Annotated in this window: 28 protein-coding genes; 15 read left to right on the forward strand and 13 right to left on the reverse strand. The window is 61.0% G+C overall.

Annotation, left to right across the window (positions count from 1 at the left end; all coding sequences use genetic code 11):
- Nucleotides 1-11 precede the first annotated feature (11 nt).
- From ACQUQP_RS18625 to ACQUQP_RS18640, 4 genes are read left to right on the forward strand one after another with little or no spacing between them, the layout of a single operon-like run.
- Complete coding sequence (locus ACQUQP_RS18625) at nt 12-1,625, forward strand: HDOD domain-containing protein (protein ID WP_432696527.1); 1,614 nt, start codon at nt 12-14, stop codon at nt 1,623-1,625.
- 32 nt (nt 1,626-1,657) lie between these two features.
- Nucleotides 1,658-2,473 carry a sulfurtransferase gene (locus ACQUQP_RS18630; RefSeq protein WP_432696528.1) on the forward strand — a complete coding sequence of 272 codons (816 nt, stop codon included), beginning with the start codon at nt 1,658-1,660 and terminating at the stop codon, nt 2,471-2,473.
- A gap of 35 nt (nt 2,474-2,508) precedes the next feature.
- The gene (gene asd / locus ACQUQP_RS18635) at nt 2,509-3,366 is read left to right on the forward strand and encodes an archaetidylserine decarboxylase (protein ID WP_432696529.1); all 858 of its coding nucleotides are present in this window, start codon (nt 2,509-2,511) and stop codon (nt 3,364-3,366) included.
- Nucleotides 3,367-3,416: 50 nt separating this feature from the next.
- Nucleotides 3,417-4,454 (forward strand): YgfZ/GcvT domain-containing protein, encoded by a 1,038-nt coding sequence (locus ACQUQP_RS18640; protein ID WP_432696530.1) that lies wholly within the window; start codon nt 3,417-3,419, stop codon nt 4,452-4,454.
- 62 nt (nt 4,455-4,516) lie between these two features.
- On the opposite strand, the gene ung is transcribed toward ACQUQP_RS18640, so the two are convergent.
- From ung to prfB, 4 genes are all read right to left on the reverse strand, one after another.
- Nucleotides 4,517-5,206 (reverse strand): uracil-DNA glycosylase, encoded by a 690-nt coding sequence (gene ung, locus ACQUQP_RS18645; RefSeq protein ID WP_432698723.1) that lies wholly within the window; start codon nt 5,204-5,206, stop codon nt 4,517-4,519.
- Nucleotides 5,207-5,246: 40 nt separating this feature from the next.
- A complete protein-coding gene (locus ACQUQP_RS18650) occupies nt 5,247-5,693 on the reverse strand; it encodes a hypothetical protein (protein ID WP_432696531.1) in 447 nt (148 codons plus the stop codon).
- Nucleotides 5,694-5,825: 132 nt separating this feature from the next.
- Nucleotides 5,826-7,334: a lysine--tRNA ligase gene (gene lysS, locus ACQUQP_RS18655; RefSeq protein WP_432696532.1), complete on the reverse strand. Its 1,509-nt coding sequence runs from the start codon at nt 7,332-7,334 to the stop codon at nt 5,826-5,828.
- A 50-nt stretch (nt 7,335-7,384) separates the two neighbouring features.
- The gene (prfB, locus tag ACQUQP_RS18660) at nt 7,385-8,479 is read right to left on the reverse strand and encodes a peptide chain release factor 2 (RefSeq protein ID WP_432696533.1); all 1,095 of its coding nucleotides are present in this window, start codon (nt 8,477-8,479) and stop codon (nt 7,385-7,387) included.
- 290 nt (nt 8,480-8,769) lie between these two features.
- Here prfB and ACQUQP_RS18665 point away from each other — a divergent pair, with 290 nt between their 5' ends.
- The gene (locus ACQUQP_RS18665; protein ID WP_432696534.1) at nt 8,770-9,441 is read left to right on the forward strand and encodes a cytochrome b/b6 domain-containing protein; all 672 of its coding nucleotides are present in this window, start codon (nt 8,770-8,772) and stop codon (nt 9,439-9,441) included.
- Between the two features lie 78 nt (nt 9,442-9,519).
- On the opposite strand, the gene ACQUQP_RS18670 is transcribed toward ACQUQP_RS18665, so the two are convergent.
- The 3 genes from ACQUQP_RS18670 to ACQUQP_RS18680 all read right to left on the reverse strand — a co-directional run bounded on the left by ACQUQP_RS18670 (nt 9,520) and on the right by ACQUQP_RS18680 (nt 10,983).
- Entirely contained in the window at nt 9,520-9,963 is a 444-nt protein-coding gene (locus ACQUQP_RS18670; protein ID WP_432696535.1) for a c-type cytochrome, read from the reverse strand.
- A 77-nt stretch (nt 9,964-10,040) separates the two neighbouring features.
- Entirely contained in the window at nt 10,041-10,556 is a 516-nt protein-coding gene (gene fldB / locus ACQUQP_RS18675; protein WP_432696536.1) for a flavodoxin FldB, read from the reverse strand.
- 100 nt (nt 10,557-10,656) lie between these two features.
- Nucleotides 10,657-10,983, reverse strand: a complete 327-nt coding sequence (locus ACQUQP_RS18680) for a phasin family protein (RefSeq protein WP_432696537.1) — start codon at nt 10,981-10,983, stop codon at nt 10,657-10,659.
- Between the two features lie 167 nt (nt 10,984-11,150).
- On the opposite strand from ACQUQP_RS18680, the gene gloA reads away from it, so the two are divergent.
- The 3 genes from gloA to ACQUQP_RS18695 all read left to right on the forward strand — a co-directional run bounded on the left by gloA (nt 11,151) and on the right by ACQUQP_RS18695 (nt 13,097).
- Nucleotides 11,151-11,543, forward strand: coding sequence for a lactoylglutathione lyase (gene gloA / locus ACQUQP_RS18685; RefSeq protein ID WP_432696538.1), 393 nt, complete (start codon nt 11,151-11,153; stop codon nt 11,541-11,543).
- 212 nt (nt 11,544-11,755) lie between these two features.
- A complete protein-coding gene (locus tag ACQUQP_RS18690) occupies nt 11,756-12,565 on the forward strand; it encodes a tetratricopeptide repeat protein (RefSeq protein ID WP_432696539.1) in 810 nt (269 codons plus the stop codon).
- 64 nt (nt 12,566-12,629) lie between these two features.
- A complete protein-coding gene (locus tag ACQUQP_RS18695) occupies nt 12,630-13,097 on the forward strand; it encodes an RDD family protein (protein WP_432696540.1) in 468 nt (155 codons plus the stop codon).
- 69 nt (nt 13,098-13,166) lie between these two features.
- On the opposite strand, the gene lptG is transcribed toward ACQUQP_RS18695, so the two are convergent.
- Together lptG and lptF are read right to left on the reverse strand one after the other, a co-directional pair.
- Complete coding sequence (lptG, locus tag ACQUQP_RS18700; RefSeq protein WP_432696541.1) at nt 13,167-14,234, reverse strand: LPS export ABC transporter permease LptG; 1,068 nt, start codon at nt 14,232-14,234, stop codon at nt 13,167-13,169.
- A complete protein-coding gene (gene lptF, locus ACQUQP_RS18705) occupies nt 14,231-15,358 on the reverse strand; it encodes an LPS export ABC transporter permease LptF (RefSeq protein ID WP_432696542.1) in 1,128 nt (375 codons plus the stop codon). Before lptF ends, lptG begins: the two co-directional genes overlap by 4 nt.
- A gap of 191 nt (nt 15,359-15,549) precedes the next feature.
- Here lptF and ACQUQP_RS18710 point away from each other — a divergent pair, with 191 nt between their 5' ends.
- The 7 genes from ACQUQP_RS18710 to ACQUQP_RS18740 all read left to right on the forward strand — a co-directional run bounded on the left by ACQUQP_RS18710 (nt 15,550) and on the right by ACQUQP_RS18740 (nt 22,558).
- Nucleotides 15,550-17,055 (forward strand): leucyl aminopeptidase, encoded by a 1,506-nt coding sequence (locus ACQUQP_RS18710; protein ID WP_432696543.1) that lies wholly within the window; start codon nt 15,550-15,552, stop codon nt 17,053-17,055.
- Nucleotides 17,056-17,071: 16 nt separating this feature from the next.
- Nucleotides 17,072-17,494, forward strand: coding sequence for a DNA polymerase III subunit chi (locus ACQUQP_RS18715; RefSeq protein WP_432696544.1), 423 nt, complete (start codon nt 17,072-17,074; stop codon nt 17,492-17,494).
- A gap of 41 nt (nt 17,495-17,535) precedes the next feature.
- Nucleotides 17,536-18,666 carry an efflux RND transporter periplasmic adaptor subunit gene (locus tag ACQUQP_RS18720; protein WP_432696545.1) on the forward strand — a complete coding sequence of 377 codons (1,131 nt, stop codon included), beginning with the start codon at nt 17,536-17,538 and terminating at the stop codon, nt 18,664-18,666.
- On the forward strand, nt 18,663-19,355 hold the full coding sequence (locus ACQUQP_RS18725; RefSeq protein ID WP_432696546.1) for an ABC transporter ATP-binding protein: 693 nt from the start codon (nt 18,663-18,665) through the stop codon (nt 19,353-19,355). The genes ACQUQP_RS18720 and ACQUQP_RS18725 overlap by 4 nt, the downstream gene beginning before the upstream one ends.
- The gene (locus ACQUQP_RS18730; protein ID WP_432696547.1) at nt 19,342-20,559 is read left to right on the forward strand and encodes an ABC transporter permease; all 1,218 of its coding nucleotides are present in this window, start codon (nt 19,342-19,344) and stop codon (nt 20,557-20,559) included. Before ACQUQP_RS18725 ends, ACQUQP_RS18730 begins: the two co-directional genes overlap by 14 nt.
- On the forward strand, nt 20,552-21,745 hold the full coding sequence (locus ACQUQP_RS18735; protein ID WP_432696548.1) for an ABC transporter permease: 1,194 nt from the start codon (nt 20,552-20,554) through the stop codon (nt 21,743-21,745). The genes ACQUQP_RS18730 and ACQUQP_RS18735 overlap by 8 nt, the downstream gene beginning before the upstream one ends.
- A gap of 63 nt (nt 21,746-21,808) precedes the next feature.
- The gene (locus tag ACQUQP_RS18740; protein ID WP_432696549.1) at nt 21,809-22,558 is read left to right on the forward strand and encodes a M15 family metallopeptidase; all 750 of its coding nucleotides are present in this window, start codon (nt 21,809-21,811) and stop codon (nt 22,556-22,558) included.
- 18 nt (nt 22,559-22,576) lie between these two features.
- Here the strand turns inward: ACQUQP_RS18740 and ACQUQP_RS18745 are convergent, their stop codons facing one another.
- From ACQUQP_RS18745 to ACQUQP_RS18760, 4 genes are read right to left on the reverse strand one after another with little or no spacing between them, the layout of a single operon-like run.
- Complete coding sequence (locus ACQUQP_RS18745; RefSeq protein ID WP_432696550.1) at nt 22,577-23,212, reverse strand: ABC-type transport auxiliary lipoprotein family protein; 636 nt, start codon at nt 23,210-23,212, stop codon at nt 22,577-22,579.
- Between the two features lie 10 nt (nt 23,213-23,222).
- Entirely contained in the window at nt 23,223-24,161 is a 939-nt protein-coding gene (locus ACQUQP_RS18750; RefSeq protein ID WP_432696551.1) for an MlaD family protein, read from the reverse strand.
- A 1-nt stretch (nt 24,162) separates the two neighbouring features.
- Nucleotides 24,163-24,999, reverse strand: coding sequence for an ABC transporter ATP-binding protein (locus ACQUQP_RS18755; protein ID WP_432696552.1), 837 nt, complete (start codon nt 24,997-24,999; stop codon nt 24,163-24,165).
- Nucleotides 24,999-26,108: an MlaE family ABC transporter permease gene (locus ACQUQP_RS18760; RefSeq protein ID WP_432696553.1), complete on the reverse strand. Its 1,110-nt coding sequence runs from the start codon at nt 26,106-26,108 to the stop codon at nt 24,999-25,001. The genes ACQUQP_RS18755 and ACQUQP_RS18760 overlap by 1 nt, the downstream gene beginning before the upstream one ends.
- Nucleotides 26,109-26,154: the final 46 nt, after the last annotated feature.

The following is a 26,154-nucleotide window of genomic DNA, read 5'->3' on the forward strand; positions in this document are numbered from 1 at the left end:
CACGGAACCCTATGACCGGCATACATCTTTTCGGACTTGACGACTGGACCGCCTACCTGGGAGAACAAACTCTTCCAGTACGCTCCAGTACGCTGGTACGCCTGAAGCGCACCCTGGCCAACGACGATACGACCCTGGCCAGCCTGGGTCAGCAGATCCTCAGGGACCCGGTGCTGGCCCTGCATGTGACCCGTCTGGCTCAAGCCCGCCACGAAGCCAAGGGCAGCGTGGTCACCAGCGTCGATCACGCCATCGCCTCACTGGGATTCGGCTCGATCGAGACGCTGATCGGCGAACTGGACAGCATGAAGATCCACCCGCACAACGTGGCCGAGCGCGCCTTTTTCCGCGCCGTTGCCGCCAGCCACCACGCCTCGGTACAGGTGGCCGACTGGGTCTCACTGAAGCAGCTCCCCTATGCCGAGGAAGCACGCCTGGCGGCGCTGTTCTACGGCCTGGTGCACTGGATGCTCTGGCTCCACGCGCCGCTGCACAAGCAGCGCTTCCTGGTCGGTGTCATGGAGCAGAACATCAGCCCTGTTGAGATGGAACGGCAGATCTTCGGCTGTACCACCCAGGAGCTGGGCCGCTCCCTCGCCGACCGCTGGAAACTGAACGAGCTGACGCAGCTGGCACTGGATCACGATACCTCACCCTCTTTGAGTCGTATCAAACAGCTGCATATGCGCGCCCTGAAAGATCCGAGGCTCGAAGACAAGGATATGCGGGAACTGAACCACCTGGTTCAGCAGCGCTATTTTCCGGTCAAGCTGGCCAACTGGATGGCACTGAATGTCAGCCGGGGCTGGAACAATGGGCGATCTACGCGAACCTTCGATATTATCAGCGACTACCTCGACCAGCCGCTGGCCGCCACCCTGGCGCGACTGCACCGCAACTGTGCCCAATCCGCGCGGGAGTTCCACGTACCCGGCGTGATGATGCCGGCCAGCGAACTGCTGTTGATACCCGGCGGCGGAGAGTTACCTCACCGCCTCACCGAGCAGGAGTTGAAAGTCTATGTCTCCCGTTTCCCGGAGCCGACTGCAGCCCCGGCCAAAACAGCGCCCGTGGTGGCAGAGATACCGGCACGGCCCGAGCTGCTCAACCCGCATATCTACAAGCAGATCCTGGAGCGTTTCCGCAACGGCTACGAGCTCTACACCAAGCCGGCGCATATTCTGCAGGGCCTGATCCAGGGACTGAACCGGGGCCTGGGTTTGGAGCGGGTGGCACTCTGCCTGGTCAACACCAGAAGCGCCACCCTGCGTGCCGCCAAGGCGGTCGGCGTTGACCCGGCGGAACCTCTGGCACAGCTTGAGATCGATCTGAAACAGCCCAGCCTGTTCTCGCGCCTTTGCGAAAAGCCCTCGTTACTGCATATTAACGAGGCCAACAGGATGCAGATTCATAAAAATCTGCGGCCTGAGCAGCGTGGGCTGCTGGAACAGAACGACTGCCTGATGATGTCGATTTTCAGCGGCAATGCACCGCTGGCTCTGATCTATGCCGACCGCCAGGGCAGCAGCAGCCCGCTGGAAGCCTTCCACCAGGAGCACTTCCGTATCATCTGTGCTGCGGCTACCCGCGCCCTGAAACCGCTGACAACCAGCACCGTTTCCTGATCTCGAACCGCCTAACCTAACGGAGTTTCGTTTTGACCCATCTACCGCTTGTTATCGAACCGGAACAGCTGGCCGCTCACCTGGGCGAACCGGACCTGCTTGTCATCGACCTTTCCAGCGCCGACAACTACGCGGCCGGTCATATCCCTGGCGCGATCAACGTCGACCCCAAACGCCTGCTGTGCGGCGAAGGGCCGGTGCCCAACAAGCTCCCCAGTGCCGATCAGCTCAGCGCACTGTTCTCCGAGATCGGCCTGAACCCGCAGCAGCAGGTGGTTGTCTACGATGACCAGAAAGGCCCCTGGGCGGGTCGCATGATCTGGACGCTGGCCATCGCCGGCCATGACAATGCCAGCTTCCTGAACGGCCATTTCGCCGGCTGGGTCGCTGCCGGACAGGCGATCGAGACCGACGCCAACCAGCCCACGCCCAGCGAATTCAAGGCGGCCTACGACACCGGCCTGGTGGTGGATATCCCCTGGATCCTGTCGCACCTGGACAACGGCGACCTCTGCGTCTGGGATGCCCGCGGTGGCGATGAGTACCGCGGCGAAAAAGTCACCAACGCCCAGGTTGGCGGCCATATCCCCGGTGCCCGTCTGCTGGAGTGGACCGACCTGCTTGAAGCCGGCCCGGTGCCGCGCCTGAAAGACCAGGACACTGTGCGCCAGCTGGTCGAAGACGCCGGTATCGACGCCGGCAAGACCATTATCACCCACTGTCAGACCCACCGCCGCTCGGGCCTCACCTGGCTGGTCGGCCGCTGGTTGGGTCTGGACGATATTCGTTGCTACGATGGATCCTGGTTCGAATGGGGCAACACCCCGGACCTGCCCGTCGAACGCTGAGCCTCAGGCCGGCACCACGGCCCATGGAGTAACCCTTGAAAGACAAACTGTTTATTCTTCTGCAGCACCTGCTGCCCCAGCACCTGCTGTCGCGCATCGTCGGCCAGATCGCCGACTGCCGCATCCGCTGGGTCAAGAACACCTTTATCGAGGTGTTCCGCAAACACTACAACGTGGATATGAGCCAGGCACTGGAGGAAGATCCGCGCGCCTATGCCAGCTTCAACGATTTCTTCACCCGCGCCCTGAAACCCGGCGCGCGCCCGATCGATGAAGCCGGCGACGCACTGGTCTCCCCCTGCGATGGCGCCGTCAGCCAGGCAGGGCCGATCCAGCACGGCCGCCTGATCCAGGCCAAGGGCCACGGCTACAGCCTGACCACCCTGCTCGGCGGTACACCCTCACGGGCAGAGCCGTTCATCAACGGCCGCTTTGCGACCCTCTATCTGTCACCCCGCGACTACCACCGCGTGCATATGCCAGTGGCCGGCACGCTGCGCGAGGCGATCTACATTCCGGGTGACCTTTACTCGGTGAACAATGCCACGGCACAAGGCGTGGACAACCTGTTCGCCCATAACGAGCGGCTTGTCACCATCTTCGATACCGAGTACGGTCCTATGGCGATGGTGCTTGTCGGCGCCATGATCGTGGCCGGTATCGAAACGGTCTGGAGCGGTCAGGTAGCCCCGACCAAGCGCCAGCCACAAACGCTCTACAGCCGCTCGGAACCCGCCCCGATCCGGCTGGAGAAAGGACAGGAGATGGGACGCTTCCACCTCGGCTCCACCGTTATTCTTGCCTTCGGGCCTGAAGCGCTGGAGTGGGAGGAAAGCCTGACCCACCTCTCCACAGTGACCCTGGGACACCGGATCGGCACCTTTAAATTCTAGCCGCCGGCCCCATCAACCAGCTATCAGATCGATCACGAGGCGGGATAACCATGAATACAGCCTGGCAGGAAAAACTCCAGACACTCGGTTACACATTCGATGAGCAGGGAGTCGCCACTGCCCCGGCGCCGTTCAGCGGCGAGGGCAGTGCCCTGGTGCCGTTAACCCATCAGCGCATCATCAGCATTAACGGCCCGGAAAGCGAAAAGTTCCTTCAGGGCCAGCTCAGCTGTGATATCGGCGATGTGGACCGCATCGGCAGCCGACTCGGCTCCCACTGCAACATCAAAGGCCATATGATCAGCCTGTTCCGGGTGATCAGGCAGTCGCCGGAGTGCCTGCACCTGCGCAGCGACGCCGGTAACGCCGACAAGGCGCTGGCCACGATCAAGAAATACATACTGTTTTCCAAGGCGGAAGCGCAGCTGAACGACGAGCTGGTGGGCTTGGGCCTGTTTGGCAGCGATGCAGCCCAACTGGCGTCTCAGATCGTTGCCACACTGCCGGACGAGGTCGATGGCGTCAGCGTCGACAACGAGCGTCTGCTGGTGAAGCTGCCGGGCGACAACCGCTTCGAATGCTGGCTACCCGCCGACCAGGCGATCGAACTGATCGACACTTTGAAACAGGGTGCTTCACTGGCCGGCTGCGACGACTGGCTGCTCGAAGAGATCCGTGCCGGTCTCCCCGACCTGCGTGCGGACACCTCCGAAGCCTTTATTCCGCAGATGACCAACCTCCAGGCGCTGAACGGCGTCAGCTTTACCAAGGGCTGCTACACCGGCCAGGAAGTGGTCACCCGCCTGCAGCACCGCGGTATCCTGAAAAAGCCGATGTATCGCGCCAGCGTCACCGCGGCGGAACGCCCGGCTCCGGGCCAGGCGCTGCATTCAGAGGCGAAGGAAAATATCGGCCAGGTGGTGATCGCAGCCCCCACCGGTGGCGACAACTATGAGTTGCTGGCCGTCATCACCAAGGAGCAGGCGGACAACTCAACCATCCACCTGGAGTCCACCGAAGGGCCAGCGCTTAGCCTGCTGGAGCTCCCGTATACGCTGGATCCGCGCCTGTTCGAAAGCAAGCGCTGAGCTTCTTCCTTCAGGTGGTGACTCTGAATGTCTCCGCCTGAAGGACTAAATCGGCTCCGCCTCTACTCCTCCACTTGCTCCGGCAACTGCCACTGTACCGGCTCACGTCCTTGGGCCTTGAGCCATTCATTGGCCTGGGAGAAGGGACGGCTGCCGAAAAAACCGCGATGCGCCGACAGCGGTGACGGATGCGGCGACTTCAGCACCAGGTGTTTGCTCTGGTCGATAAACGCACCCTTCTTCTGTGCATAACTGCCCCAGAGGATAAACACCACATGCTCGCACTGCTCATTGACCAGGTGAATAACCCGGTCGGTGAACTGCTCCCAGCCCTTGCCCTGATGCGCGTTGGCGCTGCTGTCTTCCACGGTAAGCACGGCGTTCAACATCAGCACGCCCTGCTTCGCCCAGGATTCCAGGTAACCGTGTTTTACCGGTGCAATACCGAGATCCGACTGCAGCTCCTTGTAGATATTCACCAGCGATGGCGGCACCTTCACCCCCGGTTTCACCGAGAAGCAGAGCCCGTGCGCCTGCCCCGGCTGATGGTAGGGGTCCTGCCCGATGATCACCACGCGCACGTTATCCAGCGCTGTAGCTTCCAGCGCGTGAAACCAGTTGCTGGAGTGTGGGTAGATGGTGACATGCTGCTCCTTGCGCTGTTTCAGAAACGCCTTGAGCTCCAGCATGTAGGGCTTGTCGAACTCCGGCGCCAGTAGCGGCTGCCAGCTGGGGGCATTATCCAGTGCCATCCTTACCTCGTTGTCCCTGGGGTTCATATTGGGATTCATATTAAAGCTGTCCGCTGTTGCGGATACGGCCATCGGCAGTACGTAGCGCCTTGACCACCTCACCGTGCCAGATCGAATAGTAACGAATCTTGCCCGGGGCATGGGAGAAGAAGGCGGACAGCAGCACGATCAGAATAAAGTTGATCGTCGCACTGGCGGGCCAGATCAGCGCCGCCGCCAGCAGTACCAATTTCAGCAGCACCGCCTGCCCCCTGAGCTGGAACAGCCAGACACCATCGCCCCAGATCTCCATCACCATCATCAGCACACCGCTGACCAGCGCCAACAGGCCGTAGAGGTACCACTGCTCAAACGGCAGCTGGAACAGAAACAGCCCTGCGACGCCGGCCACACCGACCAGGTGCAGGCCACGCAAGGTAAGGCTGATATAGCGCTTGCCGGGAATTTCCCGGGAGGTCTGAGGAAAGAGTATCTGCTTGAAGCCCATGATTTCTCCCAACGGGGCTTGGCCCCATGGATTTCAGCCAAAAAGAAAGCCGCACTGAGCGGCTTTCTTTGGTTAAATTGGGGTCAGAGTAACAATGCAAGAATTGTTACTCTGACCCCAATTTAGACCGAATCAGACCCGCGGGCGCATGGCCGGGAACAGGATCACGTCGCGGATCGATGCGGAGTCGGTGAACAGCATCACCAGACGGTCGATGCCGATACCTTCGCCGGCGGTCGGCGGCAGACCGTATTCCAGCGCGTTAACGAAGTCGGCATCGTAGTGCATCGCTTCGTCATCACCGGCATCCTTCTCTTCCACCTGCTTGCGGAAGCGCTCGGCCTGGTCTTCGGCATCGTTAAGCTCCGAGAAGCCGTTGGCCAGCTCGCGACCGCCGACGAAGAACTCGAAGCGGTCGGTGACGAACGGGTTGTCATCGCTGCGACGCGCCAGCGGGCTGACTTCGGTCGGGTATTCGGTGATAAAGGTCGGCTGCTGCAGGCGGTGCTCGCAGGTCTCCTCGAAGATCTCGATCTGGATCTTGCCAAGGCCCCAGCCATCTTTTACATCGATATCCAGACGCTGGGCGATCTCGCGGGCAGCGTGCTCGTTGGCCAGCGCTTCAGCACTGATGTCCGGGTTGAAGTGCAGGATCGCATCGAACACGGACATGCGGGTGAACGGCTTGGACAGGTCGTATTCGAAGGTTTCGAGAACCTCACCCTCTTCATTACGCACGGTATTGATGATCGTCGTGGTGCCCAGCACCTGCTCTGCAACCGTACGCAGCATCGCTTCGGTCAGGTCCATCAGGTCATGGTAGTCCGCGTAGGCCTGATAGAACTCGATCATGGTGAACTCGGGGTTGTGACGGGTCGACAGCCCTTCGTTGCGGAAGTTGCGGTTGATCTCGAACACCCGCTCGAAGCCGCCGACCACCAGGCGCTTGAGGTACAGCTCCGGCGCGATACGCAGGTACATGTCGATATCCAGCGCATTGTGATGGGTCACGAACGGACGCGCGGTAGCACCGCCCGGGATCGCCTGCAGCATCGGCGTTTCCACTTCCAGGAAACGGCGCTCGGCCAGAAACTGACGGATCGCTGCAACGATACGGAAACGGGTTTCGAACACATCGCGGGACTGTTCGTTGGTGATCAGGTCCACGTAGCGCTGACGGTAGCGCATCTCCATGTCCTGTAGACCCTTGTGCTTGTCCGGCAACGGACGCAGGCTCTTGGTCAGCAGCTGGTATGCATCCAGATTCACGTACAGGTCGCCCTTACCGGACTTCTGCAGCGTACCGGTGATACCGACGATATCGCCCAGGTCCAGGGACTTGGCGAACGGACGCGCCTCCTTGGTGACATACAGCTGGATGCGACCACTCATGTCCTGCAGCACCATGAAGGCGCCACGGTTAAGCATGATGCGTCCCGCCACGGATACCTTGATGCCCGCTTCGGCCAGCTCCTCCTTACTCTTCTCACCGTGCTCCTTCTGCAGATCGCCGGCATAGCTGTCGCGGCGGAAAGTGTTGGGGAAGGCGTTGCCCTGCTCGCGCTGAGCGGCGAGTTTTTCGCGGCGCTCCGCGATCAGGCGGTTTTCATCTTGTTGAGGGGTCTGAGCGTTGTCGGACATCAGGTCTGTACCTTAAAAAAATCGCTTAAATCGGTCACTGAAGGCGCGGATCAGAGTCCGGCCTTGAGACTGGCTTCGATAAACTGGTCGAGATCGCCATCGAGGACGCGATCACAGTTGGAGGTCTGCACGTTGGTGCGCAGATCCTTGATGCGCTGGTCATCCAGTACGTAGGAGCGGATCTGACTGCCCCAGCCGATATCGGCCTTGGTGTCTTCCACTTCCTGCGCGGCTTCACGACGCTTGAGCATCTCCATCTCGTAGAGTTTCGCGCGCAGCTGTTTCATACAGGTGTCGCGGTTCTGGTGCTGCGAACGCGCGGACTGACTCTGCACCACGATACCGGACGGCTCGTGGGTAATACGCACGGCGGATTCGGTACGGTTAACGTGCTGACCACCGGCACCTGAGGCGCGGTAAACGTCGACGCGCAGGTCCGCCGGGTTGATCTCGATATCCACGTTGTCATCGATCTCCGGAGAGACGAAGACGGACGAGAACGAGGTGTGGCGGCGGCCGCCGGAATCGAACGGCGACTTGCGAACCAGACGGTGAACACCAGTCTCGGTACGCAGCCAGCCGAAGGCGTACTCACCCTCGAAGCGTATGGTGGCGGACTTGATACCGGCCACATCACCATCTGACACCTCGATCAGCTCGGTCTTGAAGCCCTTGGCCTCGCCCCAGCGCAGGTACATGCGCAGCATCATGTTGGCCCAGTCCTGGGCCTCGGTGCCGCCGGAACCGGCCTGGATATCCATGAAGGCGTTGTTGCCGTCGGCTTCGCCGGAGAACATGCGGCGGAATTCGAGCTGGGTCAGCTTCGCGGTCAGGGACTCGACTTCGGACTCAACCTCGGCCACGGTATCTTCGTCGTCTTCTTCGACGGCCAGGTCGAGCAGTTCACGGGCGTCGGTGACGCCTGTTTCCAGATCATCGATGGTGCTGACCACGCCTTCAAGGCTGGAGCGCTCGCGGCCCAGCTGTTGAGCGTTTTCCGGGTTGTTCCAGATCTCAGGATCCTCGAGTTCACGCTCCACCTCTTCGAGGCGCTCTTTCTTGACGTCGTATTCGAGGTAGGTACGCAGCAGTTGGGTGCGCTCGCCGATATCCTTGAGACTATTCAGTATCGGGTTAATTTCCATCTGGGTTTCAAAAACTCGCTGCTTGGAAAAAGGAGCATATTCTACCTGATCTGACCGGCTGTTTGAATTGTGTACGCCGTTACGAAAGCCGAAACAGTGAAGCCAGGGGGATTAGCCCACACCAGCCCTGCCCAAAGTGGAAAAACCGGCCGCCTGGCGTCAGTTTTCAAGCGGGCGAAAGGAACAATTTGTTCACCAACATCTCTTAATATCAGTAAAATTCCAGCGGCGGGATCAGCAATAAGGATCAGCCGCCAAGCCTGTCAGTGACGATAAACGGAGCACACCACATGGACGCCACGACACAAACCCGATCACTTCCCGTATGGGATATTTTTACCCGCCTGTTTCACTGGAGCCTGGTAGGCGCCATCGGCTTCGCCTGGTGGAGTGGTGAAGAGGGAGGCACCTGGATGAACTGGCATATGATCGCCGGCTACGCGGTGGTTTCACTGGTACTGTTCCGGTTGATCTGGGGCTTTGCCGGCAGCCCCTACTCCCGTTTCAGCGACTTCCTGCGCGGCCCTGGTATAACGCTGAACTACCTCAAGCAGGTACTGAGCGGAAAAGCCCCCACCTACACCGGCCATAACCCGCTGGGTGGCTGGATGGTTCTGCTGCTTATTGTTCTATGCGCCGTGCAGGGCATCACCGGCCTGTTTGCCACCGACGATATATTCACCGAAGGTCCGCTGACATCCATGGTCAGCGGCGACACTGCCTCTTTCCTGACCAGTGTGCACGAGATCAACTTCAACATTCTGCTGACCGCCGTGGGCCTGCACCTGCTGGGCGTGGTTTACCACCAGCGTTTGAAGCGCGAGCCTCTGGTTCAGGGGATGATCCACGGGCGTAAACCGGTTACCAACAGCCACAGCCATCCGGCCCTGGCGCCGTTCGTCCGCGGCACTGTCGTTGCGGCAATCGCAGTGGCACTGTTTGTGCTGCTGTATTCGCTATAGGCTGATCGCTGCGCTGCATGCGACAGAAACAGCAAGGGCGCCTTCAGGCGCCCTTGTCAGACAGGTTAAGCTGCAGGATCAGTCACGGAAATTGTCGTGACAGCCCTTACAGGTTTTACCCACTTCACCGAAGGCCGGCATGATGGTGCCCATATCGCCTGAGGTTGAGGCTTCGGCCAGTGCGGCGGTGGTTTCCTGAAGCTTGTCAAAACCGGCGCTGAACTTATCCATCTCCTCCCAGATCACCGGCAGCGCATCGGTATCACCTTTATCTGAACCTTCGATAAAGCCCTCTTCCGGCATGTAGGTCAGCTGGTTCAACATCTCGGCGCGACGGGTAAATTCAGCCTGATCATATTCGATATCGCCTTTGGCCATGGCAGCCATCGGGCCGAAATACCATTTCATCGCCTGAAAAATTCCCTGGCGATACTCGATTGCATCTTCCACATCATCGGCATAAACGTTCAGACTGCCGGCGAGCAGCGCACCACTCAGTGTTGCAATGACAAGCTTCTTCATTTTCTAGATTCCTTCTATTGGGATGGTTTTCAACTCTATTAGACGATCAGCATGCACCAAGTTCCGCGCTGCACAACTCAAATCTCAAAGGCAGCCAGCACCTCCGGCACCCAGCGCTCAACACGCTCGCTGGTCTCACCCGACTGGGCATCCTCATCGATGGCCAGCCCGACGAAGTGGCTGCGATCCTCGCTCAGCGCTTTCGACTCTTCAAACTCGTAACCCTCCGCCGGCCAGGGTGCAACCAGCTCGGCCCCGCGCTCCTGCACCAGCTCCGCCAGCATCCCCATGGCATCCACGAACCATTCGCCATAACCGATCTGATCGCCAAGCCCGAACAGCGCGACGCGGCGGCCGCTGAAATCAAGCAGTTTCAACTCTTCCCAGATCGCATCCCAGTCCTCCTGCAACTCACCGTAGTCCCAGGTCGAGATGCCAAACACCAATCGGCTATAACCTTCGATGGCTGCTACCGGTTCCACCGCCAGATCATGCAGCTCGACCCGTTCGCCACCTATCAGCCCCGCGATCTGCTCTGCCACCGATTCGGTGTTGCCGGTGGTACTGGCATAGAAAAGGCCAATCTTGTCCATCGCTAAACCCACTAAACTGTACTGAAACGAAAAAAGCAGCCAACGGCTGCTTTTTCAATATTACCCGACACCAGGAACAGGTCGATAGCGTCTCGGCCCCTCAGGAACCGGAGAATTTATCCAGCGCATTCTCACTCAGCGCCTGCATCGCATCCCGCGCTTCGCTCAGCGCCTTCAGGTTCTGCTGGTTAGCCGATTTGAGTGTTTCCTCCAGCTCTTTGGCATACGCCTTTTGCAGCTCAAGTATGTCAGCAGGGGTTTTGCAGTTCTGCAATTCCCGGGTCTGCTGAACAGTGGCTTCAATGAAGGCCTTGGTGCAATCCATCTGATGTTTGGTCAGTTCCTCAAGCATCTTCGTCTGGATATCAGCCAGTTCCTTGAACGGTCCCATAGACTGACTGAACATTTTGTTCATATCTTGAAACATGCCACACCATCCTTTTTCTTCTACACATTATTTAATGATTTTAATTAAGCATTGTAGACTTGCTTTCGCAATACGCCGATCTCGGGAAGTTACGAAAAAGTCTATAGCGTCTCAGCGTGCCCTGAACTTGTACATAGTTTCCCTTTTCAATTCAAAGAGGTATTCCCATGCGCTTTCTTCACACCATGCTTAGGGTCTCCGACCTGGAAAAATCACTTTCGTTCTATACCGACGTACTGGGTATGAAGCTCCTGCGCCGCAAGGATTACCCGGAAGGCAAATTCACCCTGGCCTTTGTCGGTTACGGCGAGGAATCCGAACAAACCGTGCTTGAGCTGACACACAACTGGGATACCAGCGGTTACGATCTGGGCAATGGCTATGGCCATGTAGCCATCGAGGTTGAGGATGTCTATGCCGCCTGTGACAGCATCAAGGCCAAGGGCGGCGAAGTGGTTCGCGAGGCGGGGCCGATGAAACATGGCACCAGCATTCTCGCCTTCGTCAAGGATCCCGATGGTTACATGATCGAATTGCTGAGCCCCCAGCGCAACGACTGAGGCCTGTCCGCAGGCTTGCCGAGGCTGCGCTGAAACGCAAATTCCGGTACAATTCGCGACCATATTAGAAGAATCTGAATTGCCTCATCTGTCTGCGCCGCATCCGGCACACACTCCTCGAGGCAAAAGATGTAGCCGAACGCAGAGTTTACCGGCGGGCCCGCCCGGATGTGGGCCCGAACAGTCAGATTTATTGCAAGGCATGAGTTTTAATGAAAAAGATCGCACTGATGACAACCGCCGGCCTGCTGCTCAACCTGCAGGTCGAGCTGGTCTCCGCCGCCTCAATCAGCGCCGCCAAGCGCGCCTTTGACGAGCAGAACTACTCCGAAGCGCTCAGCGAACTGACGCCACTGGCACAGGATGGCAACCCCGCAGCGCTGAACATGCTCGGCAAGATGTACGAAAACGGCTGGGGCGTGGACGCTGACGCTGACACGGCCAAACGCTATTACGAGCGCGGCGCCCGCCAGGGTGACCTGGAAAGCGTCAACAGCCTGCGTGCACTGAAAAACAAGGCGTTCAAAAAAGAGTTCGACAGCCTGCTGCCGGACGCCGAAGCCGGTAACGCCGGCGCGCAGAACCGCATCGGCGAGATGTATGAATTTGGCCAGGGTGTTGAGCGCGATCCCGACGCGGCCTTCGCCTGGTACCAGAAAGCCGCCGACCAGGGCAACCTGACCGCCTGGCACAACCTGGGCCGCTGCTACAATTTCGGCACCGGAGTGGAACAGAATTACGAAACCGCGGAAGCCTGGTATCGCAAGGCGGCCGAGCAGGGCCACCAGCAGGCGATGTTCTTCCTCGGCACCCTGTATGCCACCAATCACGGCGGCGATACCAGCCACGATTCAGATGTGTTCGCTTATGCCTGGCTCTACAACGTAGCCGAGCAGGGTGACAGGACTGCCCGCGCCATCGAGTCCCGGCTGAAAATGAAGCTGACCGAGGCGCAGTTGAACGAAGCTCAGGCATTGGCCGAGGAGTACAAAACCAAGTACATCGAGCCATTCAGCAACTGATTTAAACGGTGGGCGACGCCGTTAGGCTGCCCACCCAGTTTTCCCTCCCAGGATTTCCCCAAAGATGCATCGCCCCTTTCGTGAAGAGTTCACCGATATCCGCCCGGCCAGTTTCAGCAAGCGCCTGCTGTCCATGGTTTACGATGGCCTGATCCTTGTGTCGATCTGGATAGGGGTAGCCATTGTCGGGACCCTGATTAACCATGGCGGCGTCATTTCGCCGCTGGGACGCGCGGCAATGCAGTCCGCGGCCTTCTGCTGCAGTTTCCTGTTCTTCGGCTATTTCTGGACCAAAAACGGCCAGACCCTGGGCATGCAGGCCTGGCGCCTGCGCGTGCAGACATTCGATGGTCAGCGCATCAGCTGGACCCAGGCGTTGATCCGTTTTATCTGCGCCATCGTTTCCTGGATACCGGCGGGCCTGGGTTACCTGTGGATGCTGTTTGGCGACGAACGCCTGACCTGGCATGACCGCTGGTCTGAAACCAGCGTGGTCAGCCTGCCGAAGCGGGAAAAGAAAAAGAAGAAATAGCGAAGTGGCTCAGTCGCTGCCGGAGCAGATGCAGAGGCGGGCCAGCCCGCCTTTCTGTTCTGAGCAGCCTTAGCCGGCGCGTCTGAGCAACCAGAACCCGGCCAGAAAACAGATCACAATGGGCAGACTGACCGCCAGCAAGGGTGCAAAGCCAAACACGCTGCTGGCCGGGCCGAGAATATCCTGCGCAAACTTGAAGCAGACCCCGCAGATCACGCCGGCAATCACCCGCTGGCCCGCCGTCACGTTACGCAGCGGACCGAAGATAAACGACACACCGATCAGCACCAGCGCCGCAATCGACAGCGGCTGCAACAGTTTGCCCCACATCGCCAGACGGTAGGTATCGGCGTTGATCCCCTGGTCGTCCAGGTAGGCCGCATAGCTGGCCAGCCCGGTGATCGACAGGTCCGTCGGTTCCACGATAATCACCGACAGCAGCCGTGGCGTCAGCCCCGTTTTCCAGCGTTCCTGCTCCAGGGTATCCGCTGCGGTGCGATCACCTTCGAAGCGGGTTTCCCGCACGCCGTTCAGCAGCCAGCCATCGTCCGTGGCCTCACCCGTTTTGGCATAACTCGAGCGCAAAAGCTGGCGCTGATCGTCAAATTCATAGCGGGTGATACCATGGATCATCCCGCCCGGTTCAATGGCCGCGATATGGATGAACTCGTTGCCTTCACGGTGCCAGGCGCCCTCTTCCGCATCGAGGATACCGTCGGTGGCCTTGGCGATGGCGCGGTTGCTTACCGCCAGGCGTTCGCTCACCGGCGCAAAATACTGGCCGAGAGACAGCTCGATCACCATCAGCAGCAACACCGGCTTGAACACCGCCAGCACGATACGGGCGGTGGAGAATCCAGCCGCACGCATCACCGTCAGCTCCGACTGACTCGCCAGGGAACCGAGACCGATCAGGCATCCCACCAGCGCACTCAACGGCAGCATCTCGTAGATCCGCCGCGGCGTGGTCAGTGCCAGGTAGCCCAGCATATCAATGAAGGTGTAACGCTCGGTGAGCTGATCGAGTTCATCGATCAGCGAGGAGAGCAGATCCAGGCCAACGACGACCAACAGCACCACGCCAATGGCGGAGAGCACATGACGGGCGATATAGCGATCCAGGCGAGCGAACATCATGCGCTGCCCTCCTTCTTCGCCTTCTTACCCCGGCCTAGAGCGGGAAGGCTGGGTATGCGACTGAACACCGCTTCCCAGAAGCGGTCGGCAAAAATCAGGTTTGCGGCCAGGGCCAGGAATCCCAAATGCACCGCCCAGAGCGCCCAGACACCGACCTCCTCATCCTCCACCGCCGAGCGCGTTGCCGTGAGCAGCGTGACATAGAGCAGGTAGATAATGATCGACGGAATCAGTTTGGCAAAACGGCCCTGGCGCGGGTTGGTCCGGGCCATCGGTACCGCAATAAGTGTCACGATAAACGCCAGTACCGGCAGCGACAGGCGCCAGTGCAGCTGGGCCTGCTCTTTCGATCCGGACGCGCCCCAGAGTGCCGTGGTCGGCACCGCTTCGATCTCGTTGATCTCGGCGGCCTGGGCTTCGGGCAGGCGAACCCCGTACTCGCCAAAGCGGGTGGCGCTGTAATCGGCCCTGCCGGGCTGACCATCAAAGCGGTAACCATCACCAAGCACCAGAAAACGACCCTGCCCATCGATGTAACGCTGCCTGGCATTCTCGGCAACCAGCACAACCGGGTGACCGTTATCGTTGCGCTGGGCGATAAAGACATCGTTCAGCGACGCGTCCTCCGGATTCAACGCGTGGGCATAGGTAACCTGGCGGCCATCGCTCTGGGATTGGAAGCGACCGGGAGTGAGCAGCTCGAGTTCGCTGCGCGCCTCCTGCTGGGCAAAGATCTTCTTCGCCTCGCCAACGCCCCAGGGAGATATCGTCAACGCGATGACACCGACAAGTGCAGAAATCAGCAGCGCCGGCCCAAGAGCATAGAGCACCAGACGTTTATGGCTGACACCGCAGGCGCGCAGCACCACCATTTCGCTCTCCAGATAGAGCCGGCCAAAGCCCAGCAAAATGCCAAGAAACAAGCCCAGGGGCAGCAGCAGTTCAAGAAAGCCCGGGATGCGGTAGGCCAGCACAAGCAGGACAAAATCGGCGTCCAGTTTGCCGGTGGCCGCCTCGGTCAGATATTTGATCAAACGGGCACTGGTAATAATCAGAAGAAGCACCGCGGTCACGGCCGTGGTGGAGATCAAAACCTCGCGGGAGAGATACCGAAAAATAATCAAAACTCAATCCCTGTCGCGAAACTGAAGGATGGTGTGAGGCGGGGGGACGGGTCCCGACCTGCTAAGTATTTAAAAGGTGCCGAGTCTGGCACTGTTTCCCGTAACCGCTGTATAGTGCGGCGAGTAAGAATACTGCTTGGCGCGGGGGCATTATCCCGCAATCAGTCTGCAATGTCTTGTATGGAGTCGTCATGGATTTCGAGATCGTCAATGGCCCGGTCGAAGCACTGGAAACCGATTGCATCGTTGTTGGGGTAGAAGCCGAAGGCAAACTTGCGCCTTCCGCAGCAGCGCTGGATAAAGCCACCTCAGGGTACCTCAGCGAACTGGTCGAAAGTGGCGACATCACCGGCAAGGCAGGCGAGCTGCTGACCCTGTTCAAGCTGCCCGGACTCAAGGCCCGCCGCGTCATGGTTGTCGGTCTCGGCAAGGCGGATGAACGCAAGGATCGCCACTACCGCAAACTGGCTGCCGCAATCACCTCAAGCGTGAAAAAGGCGGGTATCGCCAGCACCGCCATCGCTCTGGACGGTCTCGCCAGCGACCAGGAAGACACCTACCGCCAGACGCGTCAGCTGGTGGAGTGGATCACCGCGGAGCTGTACCAGTACGACGCCACCAAGAGCAAAAAAGCGGACCCGATCAAACTGGAGAAGGTCGCCTTTCTGCTGTCTGAAGAGGACACCGAGCTCGGTGAAGGCGCACTTCTCGATGGTGTAGCCATCGCCAACGGCGTCGACAGCGCCCGCGAAGTCGCCAACCTGCCGGGTAACATCTGCACCCCGAGCTACCTGGCCGAACGTGCCATCGCCCTGGCGGAAACCCACGACAGCATCCAGGTGGAGATTCTCGACGAAGCGCAGATGGAAGAGCTGGGCATGGGCGCCCTGCTGTCTGTGGGTCGCGGCAGCGCCGAGCCCTCCAAGCTGATCGTCATGCGCTACACCGGCACCGACGCCGAAGAGAAGCCCCACGCCCTGGTCGGCAAGGGAATCACCTTCGATACCGGCGGCATCAGCCTCAAGCCGGGTGCCGCCATGGACGAGATGAAGTACGACATGGGCGGTGCCGCCAGCGTACTCGGCGCCATGGAAGCCGTAGCCGAGATGCACCTTTCACTGAACCTGGTGGGTGTCATCGCTGCAGCCGAAAACATGCCCGGCAGCAAGGCCACCAAGCCTGGCGATATTGTCACTACGATGTCCGGCCAGACCGTCGAGATCCTCAACACCGATGCGGAAGGCCGCCTGGTGCTCTGTGACGCATTGACCTACGTGGGCCGCTACGAGCCGCAGAGCGTGATCGATATCGCCACCCTCACCGGTGCCTGCATCATCGCCCTGGGTCATGAAGCCACCGGCCTGCTGAGCAACGACGACGACCTGGCCGAGTCCCTGCTGGATGCCGGCGATTACGCTGCCGATCGCGCCTGGCAGCTGCCGCTCTGGGACGACTACCAGGAGCAGCTCGACTCCAACTTTGCCGATATGGCCAATATCGGTGGCCGTCCGGCCGGCACCATCACCGCCGCCTGCTTCCTGTCCCGCTTTACCAAGGAGTACCGCTGGGCACACCTGGATATCGCCGGCGTCGCCTGGAACAGTGGCAAGGCCAAGGGCGCTACCGGCCGCTGCGTGCCGCTGCTGAGCCAGTACCTGCTGGACCTGTCCGAGCAGAAAGACCTGGCCGAAGACTGAGACCGAAGCGGATCCGATGAGTCGCGCCGACTATTACATCCTCGCAGAAGCCGACCGGGACAGCCGCGAGCTGTTCCTCTGCCGGCTCTGCGAGAAGGTGCTTGCCCTGGGCAAGCGGATCTATATTCATGTCGCCGATGAAACCGAGGTGGAACGCCTGGACGCCCACCTCTGGTCGTTTCGCGCCGACGCTTTCGTCCCACACGTTATACTGGGAAAGGAACCGGCATCACCGATCGAGATAGGCTACGGCGAGCAACGCCCGGAACACCGCGAGGTGTTTATCAATCTCGCCCTGGAGCTGCCGGAGGATGCGTTCGCCTTCGAACGTATTGTTGAGATCGTGGTGCAGGACGCCGAGATACTCGGCGCCACCCGCCAGAACTATCAGCGCTGCCGGGACCGGGGCGTGGAGCTGCACCGTAACGATATGCGCTGACGGACCTGCCGCTTAACCTCGGTCGGCCCCAGGGAGATCGCATGAAGCGTGCACTGATACTGCTGCTGATCCTGCTGCCGATTGCGGCGGCACTCTGGTATTTTTCCCGCCCTACCCCCATCCCCGTCGAACTAAGCGTCGTTTCCACAGGCTCCGTGGAGGTCATTGCCGCCAACAGCCGTGCCGGCAGTATCCGCGCCTGTCAGCGTTCACGGTTGTCGGTACCCACCGGTGGCCGCGTTGACCACCTGCTGGTGGATGAAGGCGACCGCGTCAAAACGGGAGATCTGTTACTGCGCCTGCTTGATGACGAACAGCAGGCACTGCTGCGCGGGGCCGACGCCGATCTCAAAGCCGCCAGGCTCGCTGAAGAGCGCAGTTGCCAGCTGGCCCGATTCAGCCAGCGCGAGCTGGTCCGCTCGCGGGCACTGGCCGAGCGCAAACTGGTATCGGATGAGCAGCTGGACCGGCTCGCCACCGATGCGAGCGTGGCAGCCATCGCCTGCGACCAGGCCAAAGTCGCCATCGAACAGGCCAGCGCCCGCTACTCACTCTATTCAGCACAGCTGGAGAAGATGCATCTGCGCGCCCCGTTCGCGGGCATTATCGCCGAGATCAACGGCGAGCCGGGCGAGTACACCACCCCTTCCCCTCCCGGAGTCGCCACCCCCCCTGCCGTGGACCTGATCGATGACAGCTGTCTCTACGTGCGCGCCCCCATCGACGAGGTCGAGGCGGCACAGCTGGCGCCGGGACAGACCGCCCGCATTACCCTGGATGCCTTTCGTGGGCGGGAGTTCAGCGGCACGCTGAAGCGCATCGCCCCCTTTGTCTCGGAGCTGGAAAAACAGGCCCGCACCGTGGATGTGGATGTCTACTTCAATCCTCTGCCGGAAGACACCCTGCTGCTGGTCGGCTATAGCGCCGACGTGGAGGTGATCGTCGAGCAGCATCCGCAACAGCTGCGAGTACCCACCGAAGCCCTGCTGGAGGGCAACTCGGTGCTGCGTTTTGATGCGGACAGCTCTACGCTGCAGAAAGTGAACGTCGAAATTGGTCCCGCCAACTGGACCTGGACCGCAATCAGCGCCGGCCTTGAAGAGGGCGACCGGATCCTGACCCGCCTGGATACCGAAGGCGCTGTCGAGGGTGCCAGGGTCGAGCCGCAATGATACGGCTGGAGCAGCTGTGCAAAACCTATCATCTGGGCGGTGAAAGCGTTCACGCCCTGGATCATTTTGATCTGCAGATTCAGGCCGGCGACTACCTGTCAGTGATGGGACCCTCCGGCTCCGGCAAATCAACCCTGCTGAACATGCTCGGCCTGCTCGACACCCCGGACTCCGGCTGCTATTGGCTCGAAAAGCAGGAGATGACAGCCCTCAGCGAGGAGCAGCGCGCCGCTATCCGCAACCAGCGAATCGGTTTCGTGTTCCAGGCCTATCACCTGATTGAGCGCCTGACGGCACGGGAAAATATCGAGCTGCCACTGGTCATCACCGGCACAGCGCCTGCCCAAAGACGCCCCCTCGTGGATGAACTGATGCAGCGCCTGGGCCTTGCCCGCCACGCCGAACACCTGCCCCACCAGCTCTCCGGCGGCCAGCGCCAGCGGGTGGCTATCGCCCGCGCCGTGATCCGCAAACCCGCCCTGCTGCTGGCCGACGAACCCACAGGCAACCTGGACAGCCACTCCGGGGCCGAGGTGATCGAACTGCTCGAAGAGCTCAACGACGAAGGCATCACCCTGCTGATGGTGACCCACGATCCCAACATGGGAGAGCGGGCGCGGCGCCAGCTGTGGTTGCAGGACGGCAAACTGATCAGTGAAAAGCGCGGTGAGCAGAATGCGCAGCGCTGATCTGATCCGCTTCAACATGCGCCTGCTGACCCGGCAGTGGTTCCGTACCCTGATGATTCTGCTGGCGACCTCCGTGGGCGTGGCCGCCGTGCTGCTGCTCACGGGCCTTGGCGAAGGCGCCAGACGCTTCGTGCTGGAGGAGTTTTCCCTGCTCGGCCAGGACACCCTGATCATGCTGCCCGGACGCAAGGAGACCACCGGCGGCCTGCCGCCGCTGACCGGCGAAGGCACCCGCGATATCACCCTGGAGGATGTGAACGCCCTGGGCAGACTGCCGGGCGTTCGCCGGGTGGCACCGCTGATCGTCGGCAACGCCCAGGTGGTGAGCGGAGGCCTTAACCGCGAGGTGGTCACCCTCGGCACCAGCGCCCGTTTTTTCGAACTGCGCGAGCTGTCCCTGCAGCGTGGCCGTTCCCTGCCGGATGAGCCCCTGGAGCGCGCCTCGTCGGTGTGTCTGCTCGGCCCCGAGGTGAAACAGTCTCTGTTTGGCAATACGCCGGCCCTTGGCGAGTGGCTGCGGATCGGTGATCGCCGCTTCCGGGTGATCGGGATTATCGAGGACCGGGGCCAGTCTCTGGGCATGGATATCAGCGACCAGGTGATCATTCCTGTGGCCTCGGCGCAGCAGATATTCAACGTGCAGGGGATGTACCGGGTGTTTCTCCAGCTGGCGCCGGGGGCCTCTATTGAAGCAACCCGACAGCAGATACTGGATCTGATGCAGCAGCGCCATGGCGGCGAGCGCGATGTAACACTGATCTCCCAGGATGCACTGCTGGGCGCCTTCAACGATATTCTGCAGCTGCTGACGCTGAGCGTGGCCGCGATAGCAGCGATCAGCCTGGTGGTCGCCGGTATCCTGATCATGAACATCACGCTGATCAGCGTCAGTCAGCGCACTGCCGAAATCGGCCTGCTCAAGGCGCTGGGCGCCCGCGCTGCCGATGTGCGGCTGATCTTTCTCAGCGAAGCGGCGCTGCTCTCCCTGCTCGGCGCCCTGTTCGGCTTTGCCCTGGGCTACGGGCTGCTCTGGGCCGGTCAACTGGTGTGGCCGGTGTTTCCGGTATCGGTACCGCTCTGGGCCCTGCTCGGCAGCCTGGCGATCGCCCTCGGTGTCGCTCTGCTGTTTGCCTGGCTGCCCGCCAGCCGTGCCGCGCGGCTCGCCCCGGTTCTGGCGTTGCGAGGCGAGGCTCAACATGCTTAGCGGCGATTATCTGCGCCTGACCTGGAGCACCCTGCGCAGTGGCCGTATGCGCGCCGTATTAACAGTCACCGGCATCGCCATCGGCATTACTGCGGTGATGATGCTGACCACGCTGGGCGAGGGTCTGCGTATCTATGTGCTGGAGAATTTTTCCCAGTTCGGCAGTCGCATCATTGCCATCAACCCGGGGAAAAGCCAGACCGGCGGCATGGGCGCGCTGCTATCCAGCACCCAGCCGTTAACGCTGGAGGATGCGCAGAGCCTGCGTTCCCTGCCCTATGCTATTGAGGTAGTGCCGCTGGTGCAGGGTGCCGGTGCCATCGAATTCGGCCGTCGCGTCCGCCATACCGACATTCTCGGCACCGGTAGCGATGCTGCCAGCGCCTGGCGATTTAACGTGGTACTGGGTCGTTTCCTGCCGCAAAGTGCCGGTTATTCCCAGCCCTTTGCCGTACTCGGCCACAAGGTTCGCGTGGAGCTTTTCGGCAGCGCCAACCCTCTTGGCAGTTTCATCCGGGTCGGTGGCGAGCGCTACCGGGTGATCGGCGTCATGGAAGAGAAGGGACAGATGCTCGGTTTCGACCTGGACGATATCGTCTACATCCCGATCGACCGGGCACTGACCCTGTTCAACCGCACCGGCCTGATGGAGATCGATATCACCTACCGCGCCGCCACCACGGCCGAAGCGATGGCCGAACGAATCAGGGAGCGGATGATCGCCCGTCACGGCGGTGAGGATTTCTCGATCATGACCCAGGACGAGATGCTCGCCAGCCTGGATCGCATTCTCGGCATCCTGACCCTGGCGATCGGCGGACTTGGCGGGATTTCGCTACTGGTTGGCGCCATCGGCATTCTGACGATCATGGTCACTACCGTGCGCGAACGGCGCGGTGAGATTGGTCTGCTACGGGCGATCGGCGCCACCCGCCAGCAGATTCTGCGCCTTTTCCTGGCGGAAGCGGTATTACTGGCGATGGCCGGCGGCCTGGTGGGACTCCTGTTGTCCGCCCTGTTCCTGGGGTTGCTGGCGCTGGCGATACCGGCGTTGCCGATACAGATCAGCCCGCTGTTTCTGCTGCTGGCCCTGGGGCTCTCGTTTCTTGTCGGCCTTGCGGCAGGCACCCTGCCCGCCCTGCAGGCGTCGCGCCTGAATCCCGTTGTCGCGCTGCAGGGGGAATAGCGTCTTCCCGCCAGCAGGCAATCCGGGTAACGTTAACCCAATCACACCCGTAAGCAGGACAACATGAGTACCGAGCTTCCGCCTATCCCGTCTCTGAATCTGCCCGACTGGACGCAGATGCAACAGATACCGATCAGCGACTGCGGCGAACCGCTGCAGCCCGCCAGCCTGAGCGATGACTGGAAAATCTGGCCCGCCTATTTCCACCAGGGTATTTCGGGGGCGATGCCGGAGTGCCTGGTCCGCCTGGGCGTGTATAACCGCCTGCTCGACGCCGCAGAGCGCCTGCCCGAGGGTTATCAACTGATCATTCTCGACGGCTGGCGTCCATTTACCGTCCAGCAGTATCTCTACGACACTCTGCTCAACCTGATGGAACACGCCAACCCGGATCAACCGGCAGAAGCCAGGGCGCTGGAAGCGCGGGCTCTGGTGTCGCCGCCCAGCACGGAAGCGGACGCGCCCAGCCCTCACCTGACCGGCGCCGCCGTCGATGTCACCCTGGCCGATGCCGAGGGCCGCTTACTGGATATGGGTTCCCTGTTCGACGAGGCGGGGCCGCTGTCCTGGTGCGCCGCACTGGAGTCTGACGAGCATCATGCCCTGGGAGAGTTCATGGCGCGCCACCACCGCCGCGTGCTGTACCACGCCATGACCGGCGCGGGTTTTACCAACCTGCCGTCGGAGTGGTGGCACTACGATTATGGCGACCAGCTCTGGGCCTGGTACAGCGGCAGCGATCACGCCATCTATGGCGCTACCCGACCGCCCACGCTTGAGCACCTCTGGCAGGAGCAGCTCAAACAGCGCTGAGGCGGGTGACTGGCAAACTCAGGACCGCCCGGGGCTCACCCGTAGCAGCCAGTCCCGGATTTCATGGCTGGCCTGTGCCATCAGCAACGAAAAGGCGTCTACCACCGCCGCCACCTCGACACCCTCGGCCGGCTGCGACAGCTCCAGCGTACGCTCGGCAATAATCGCCCGGCTATGACTGTCGATCAGCTGCAGGTAGCCCCGCATCACGGCTACCGGCTGGCCATCGCGGTATTCGCTTTGAAAGGCATCGATCCGGCTGACCAACTCGTAACGGGCATCGATTCTTACCGCGTCGCTGCTGATACGGGCAAAGCGGCTGTCGCGCTGCAGAGCGCTAACCAGGTAATCACGCCAGAGCGTCGGAATACTGGCGCTCCAGCGCTGGCCGCTATAGACACTGATCGGCTGCGCTTCGGGCACCACCAGCAGGTAACGGCCGCTGAGCAGATCCTGCGCCTGCGCACGTAACACCTGCAGATCCGTCACAGTCACAGGGCCTGCGTTTTCCGTGGTGGCCGGCCTTAGGGTCCAGCTTTGCACCGGCTCTGCTGCCGGCAGCAGGCTGCAGGCGCTCAGAACGACAGGGAGCCCCAGCGCCAGCCCGAGAGGCAAGCGCTGTTTTTTCATCCGTTGAATAATACGTCGCAACATGCCTGACCTCTCAGGGGGTAAATTCACTAGCCGGGGCTTTGCCTGTCAGATAACCGGCCGGGTCTTCCTCCAGCCGCGCCAGGATTCGATTCAGGGTACCCAGACTGCGCTGCAGCTCGCGCATCACCGGGCCGATCTCCGCCACGCCCTTGAAGCCCCGGTCCAGCTCGTCGGCATTGCGGCTCAGCAGTCCTTCCAGCTGCTCGCTGCTCTGTGCCAGCGAACGCATCACCTTCTGACCCTCGGCAAACATCGGCCCACCGCGTGACACCAGCAGCTCATCGGCGTGGGTCATCAGCGCACTGGCATCGCGCATCACCCGCTGTGCATCCTGCGCCGCCTGGGTCAGCTCATCCAGGGACTCGGCCACATCGGCGCGGGAGTCCGCCAGGTCCCCGGTGACCCGCTCCAGGTTGTGGATAATGTTGCCGATACGTTCGATATTATCCGCCGAGAGCAGCCTGGCGCCCTGATCCACCAGCTCATTGACGTTGGCGAACAGGGTTTCGCTGTTACCGATCAGCGAGCCAAACGCGGAGGGCTCGGCCTGAATAATCGGCGGCGAGTCCCCGTCTCTCTCCAGCGGCGGCGCCTGGGGGTTATCGGTGCTCAGCAGGATATTGGCGGACCCGGTGATGTTGGCGATCGCCTGTTTCGCCACCGTACCCTGGTTGATCGGTGTGGTGGCACTAACCTCGATATCGGCCAGCACCCGGCGCGGATCTGTCGGGTCCAGCGCCAGCTGTCGCACCTCGCCGACGCGCAGGCCGCTGTACTTCACCTGGCTGCCCACGCTCAGGCCGCTGACCGCTTCGGTGAATACCACCCGGTAGCTGAGAGTTTCCTCCTGCTTGCCCGACTTCACCAGCCAGACACCAAAGCCCAGCGCCGCCAGCAACGCCAGCAGTGTAAACAGCCCAATGATCACATGATGTGCACGCGTTTCCATCTCAGTTCCCTTTCACCGCACTATTTAGCACCGCGCTATTTTCCGCCGCGCTCTTTTTTACTGAGCTATGGGCGGCCCGCCCACGCGGACCTTGGAAATAGCGTTGAATCCAGTCGTCCTGATATTCGGCCACCCGCTCAGGCGCATCCGCCACCAGCACACGCTTCTGCGACAGCACGGCGATGCGGTCACACACGGTCCAGAGCGAGTCCAGATCATGGGTCACCATGAATACGGTCAGCCCCAGCGCGTTACGCAGGGTCAGCAGCAGCTGGTCAAACTCCGCCGCGCCGATGGGGTCGAGTCCGGCGGTAGGCTCATCGAGAAACAGCACATCCGGATCCAGGGCCAGTGAGCGTGCCAGCGAAGCACGTTTGATCATGCCGCCGGACAGCGAGGCGGGATAAAGATCGCCGGCGTGGGGCGCAAGGCCCGACAGCGCCAGCTTCACCTCGGCCAGCTCCTCGGCATCGTCGCGACTAAGGCCCGCATGTTCGATCAGCGGCAGCGCCACGTTCTCACGCACCGTCAGCGAGCTGAACAGCGCTCCGCCCTGAAACAGCACGCCCAGGCGCTGTTCCAGCTCCGCCCGCTCCTGGGCCGGCAGCTCAAGCAGGTTCTGACCAAACAGACGAACCTCACCGCTGTTGGGGCGGTTCAGACCGACGATGGATCTGAGCAGCACCGACTTGCCCGTGCCGGAGCCACCGACCACCCCCAGGATTTCTCCGCGGTAGAGGTCCAGATCCAGATCCTCATGTACCGAATTGTCACCGAACCGGTTACTCAACCCGCGCACCTCGATAATCGCCTCGGCCATGCCTTGTTGAACCTCCATCACCAGCCCAGCTCCATAAAGAATAGCGCCGCCACCGCATCAAGCAGGATCACCATAAAGATCGACTGCACCACGCTGGAGGTCGTATGCCGGCCCACCGACTCCGCACTACCACTGACTTTGAAGCCTTCCATGCAACCGATCACCGCAATGACAAAGGCAAACACCGGCGCCTTCACCATGCCAACCAGGTAATGTTTCAGCGGCACATCGGCGACAATCGACAGATACTGGCTCAGGGCGATGTCCAGCGAGACCACCGACACCACGGCGCCACCGACCAGCCCCGAGATCATCGCCACGAAGGTCAGCAGCGGCAGGGTGACCAGCAGCGCCAGCACCCGGGGAACCACCAGCAGCTCAATGGGGCTGAGCCCCAGGGTGCGCAGGGCATCGAGTTCCTCGTTGGCGTTCATGGAGCCGATCTGGGCAGTAAAGGCACTGGCCGTGCGCCCGGCGAGCATTATCGACGCCAGAATCACGCCGAACTCTCGCAGGAAGGAGTAGGCCACCAGGTTGACGGTATAGATCTCGGCGCCGAACTCACCCAGCACCGTGGCGCCAAGAAAAGCGACCACCGCACCCACCAGAAAGGTCAGCAGCGCGACGATCGGCACCGCATTGAGGCCGGTCTGATGGATCTGGTTGACCAGCGCCGTGAGGCGCCAGCGGGAGGGCCTCGGCAGCACAACAGCCAGGGTCTGCAGCACCAGGCCGACAAAACCGCTCAGCTGCCAGAAATGACGCGCCAGGTATTCGCTCTGCTCACCCAATAGCGCCAGTGCCTGCAGCAGTGCTGCCGGCTTTTTCGCCGCCGGGGCGGGCTCGCGTCCCATGGCGCGCAGCAGGGTTTCCAGCAGCGCACGGCGCTCCGGTTGCAGCCCGGTTTCGGCATTGATAATCGCTTCAAGCCGCTCCAGCCCCAGCCAGCGCGCAAGCAGTGCGGCGCCCGCGGTATCCAGCGCGCCGATATGGCGCAACTGTACCTCCCCCTCAGGCACCGGCGTCTGCGTCAGCAGGCGCTTCAACTGCCGGTGGCGGGACAGCGTCCAGGTGCCCAGAAGTCGCGTTGTTGCTCCCCGTTCGATGACGGGTTCAGCCTGATCCATCCGTTGATTCCACGCTTGTTGACTCAGAGTTATTTTTGCAGCGCTT

It is taken from the genome of Marinobacterium sp. YM272 (genome assembly GCF_050908845.1).
GTDB lineage: Bacteria > Pseudomonadota > Gammaproteobacteria > Pseudomonadales > Balneatricaceae > Marinobacterium_D.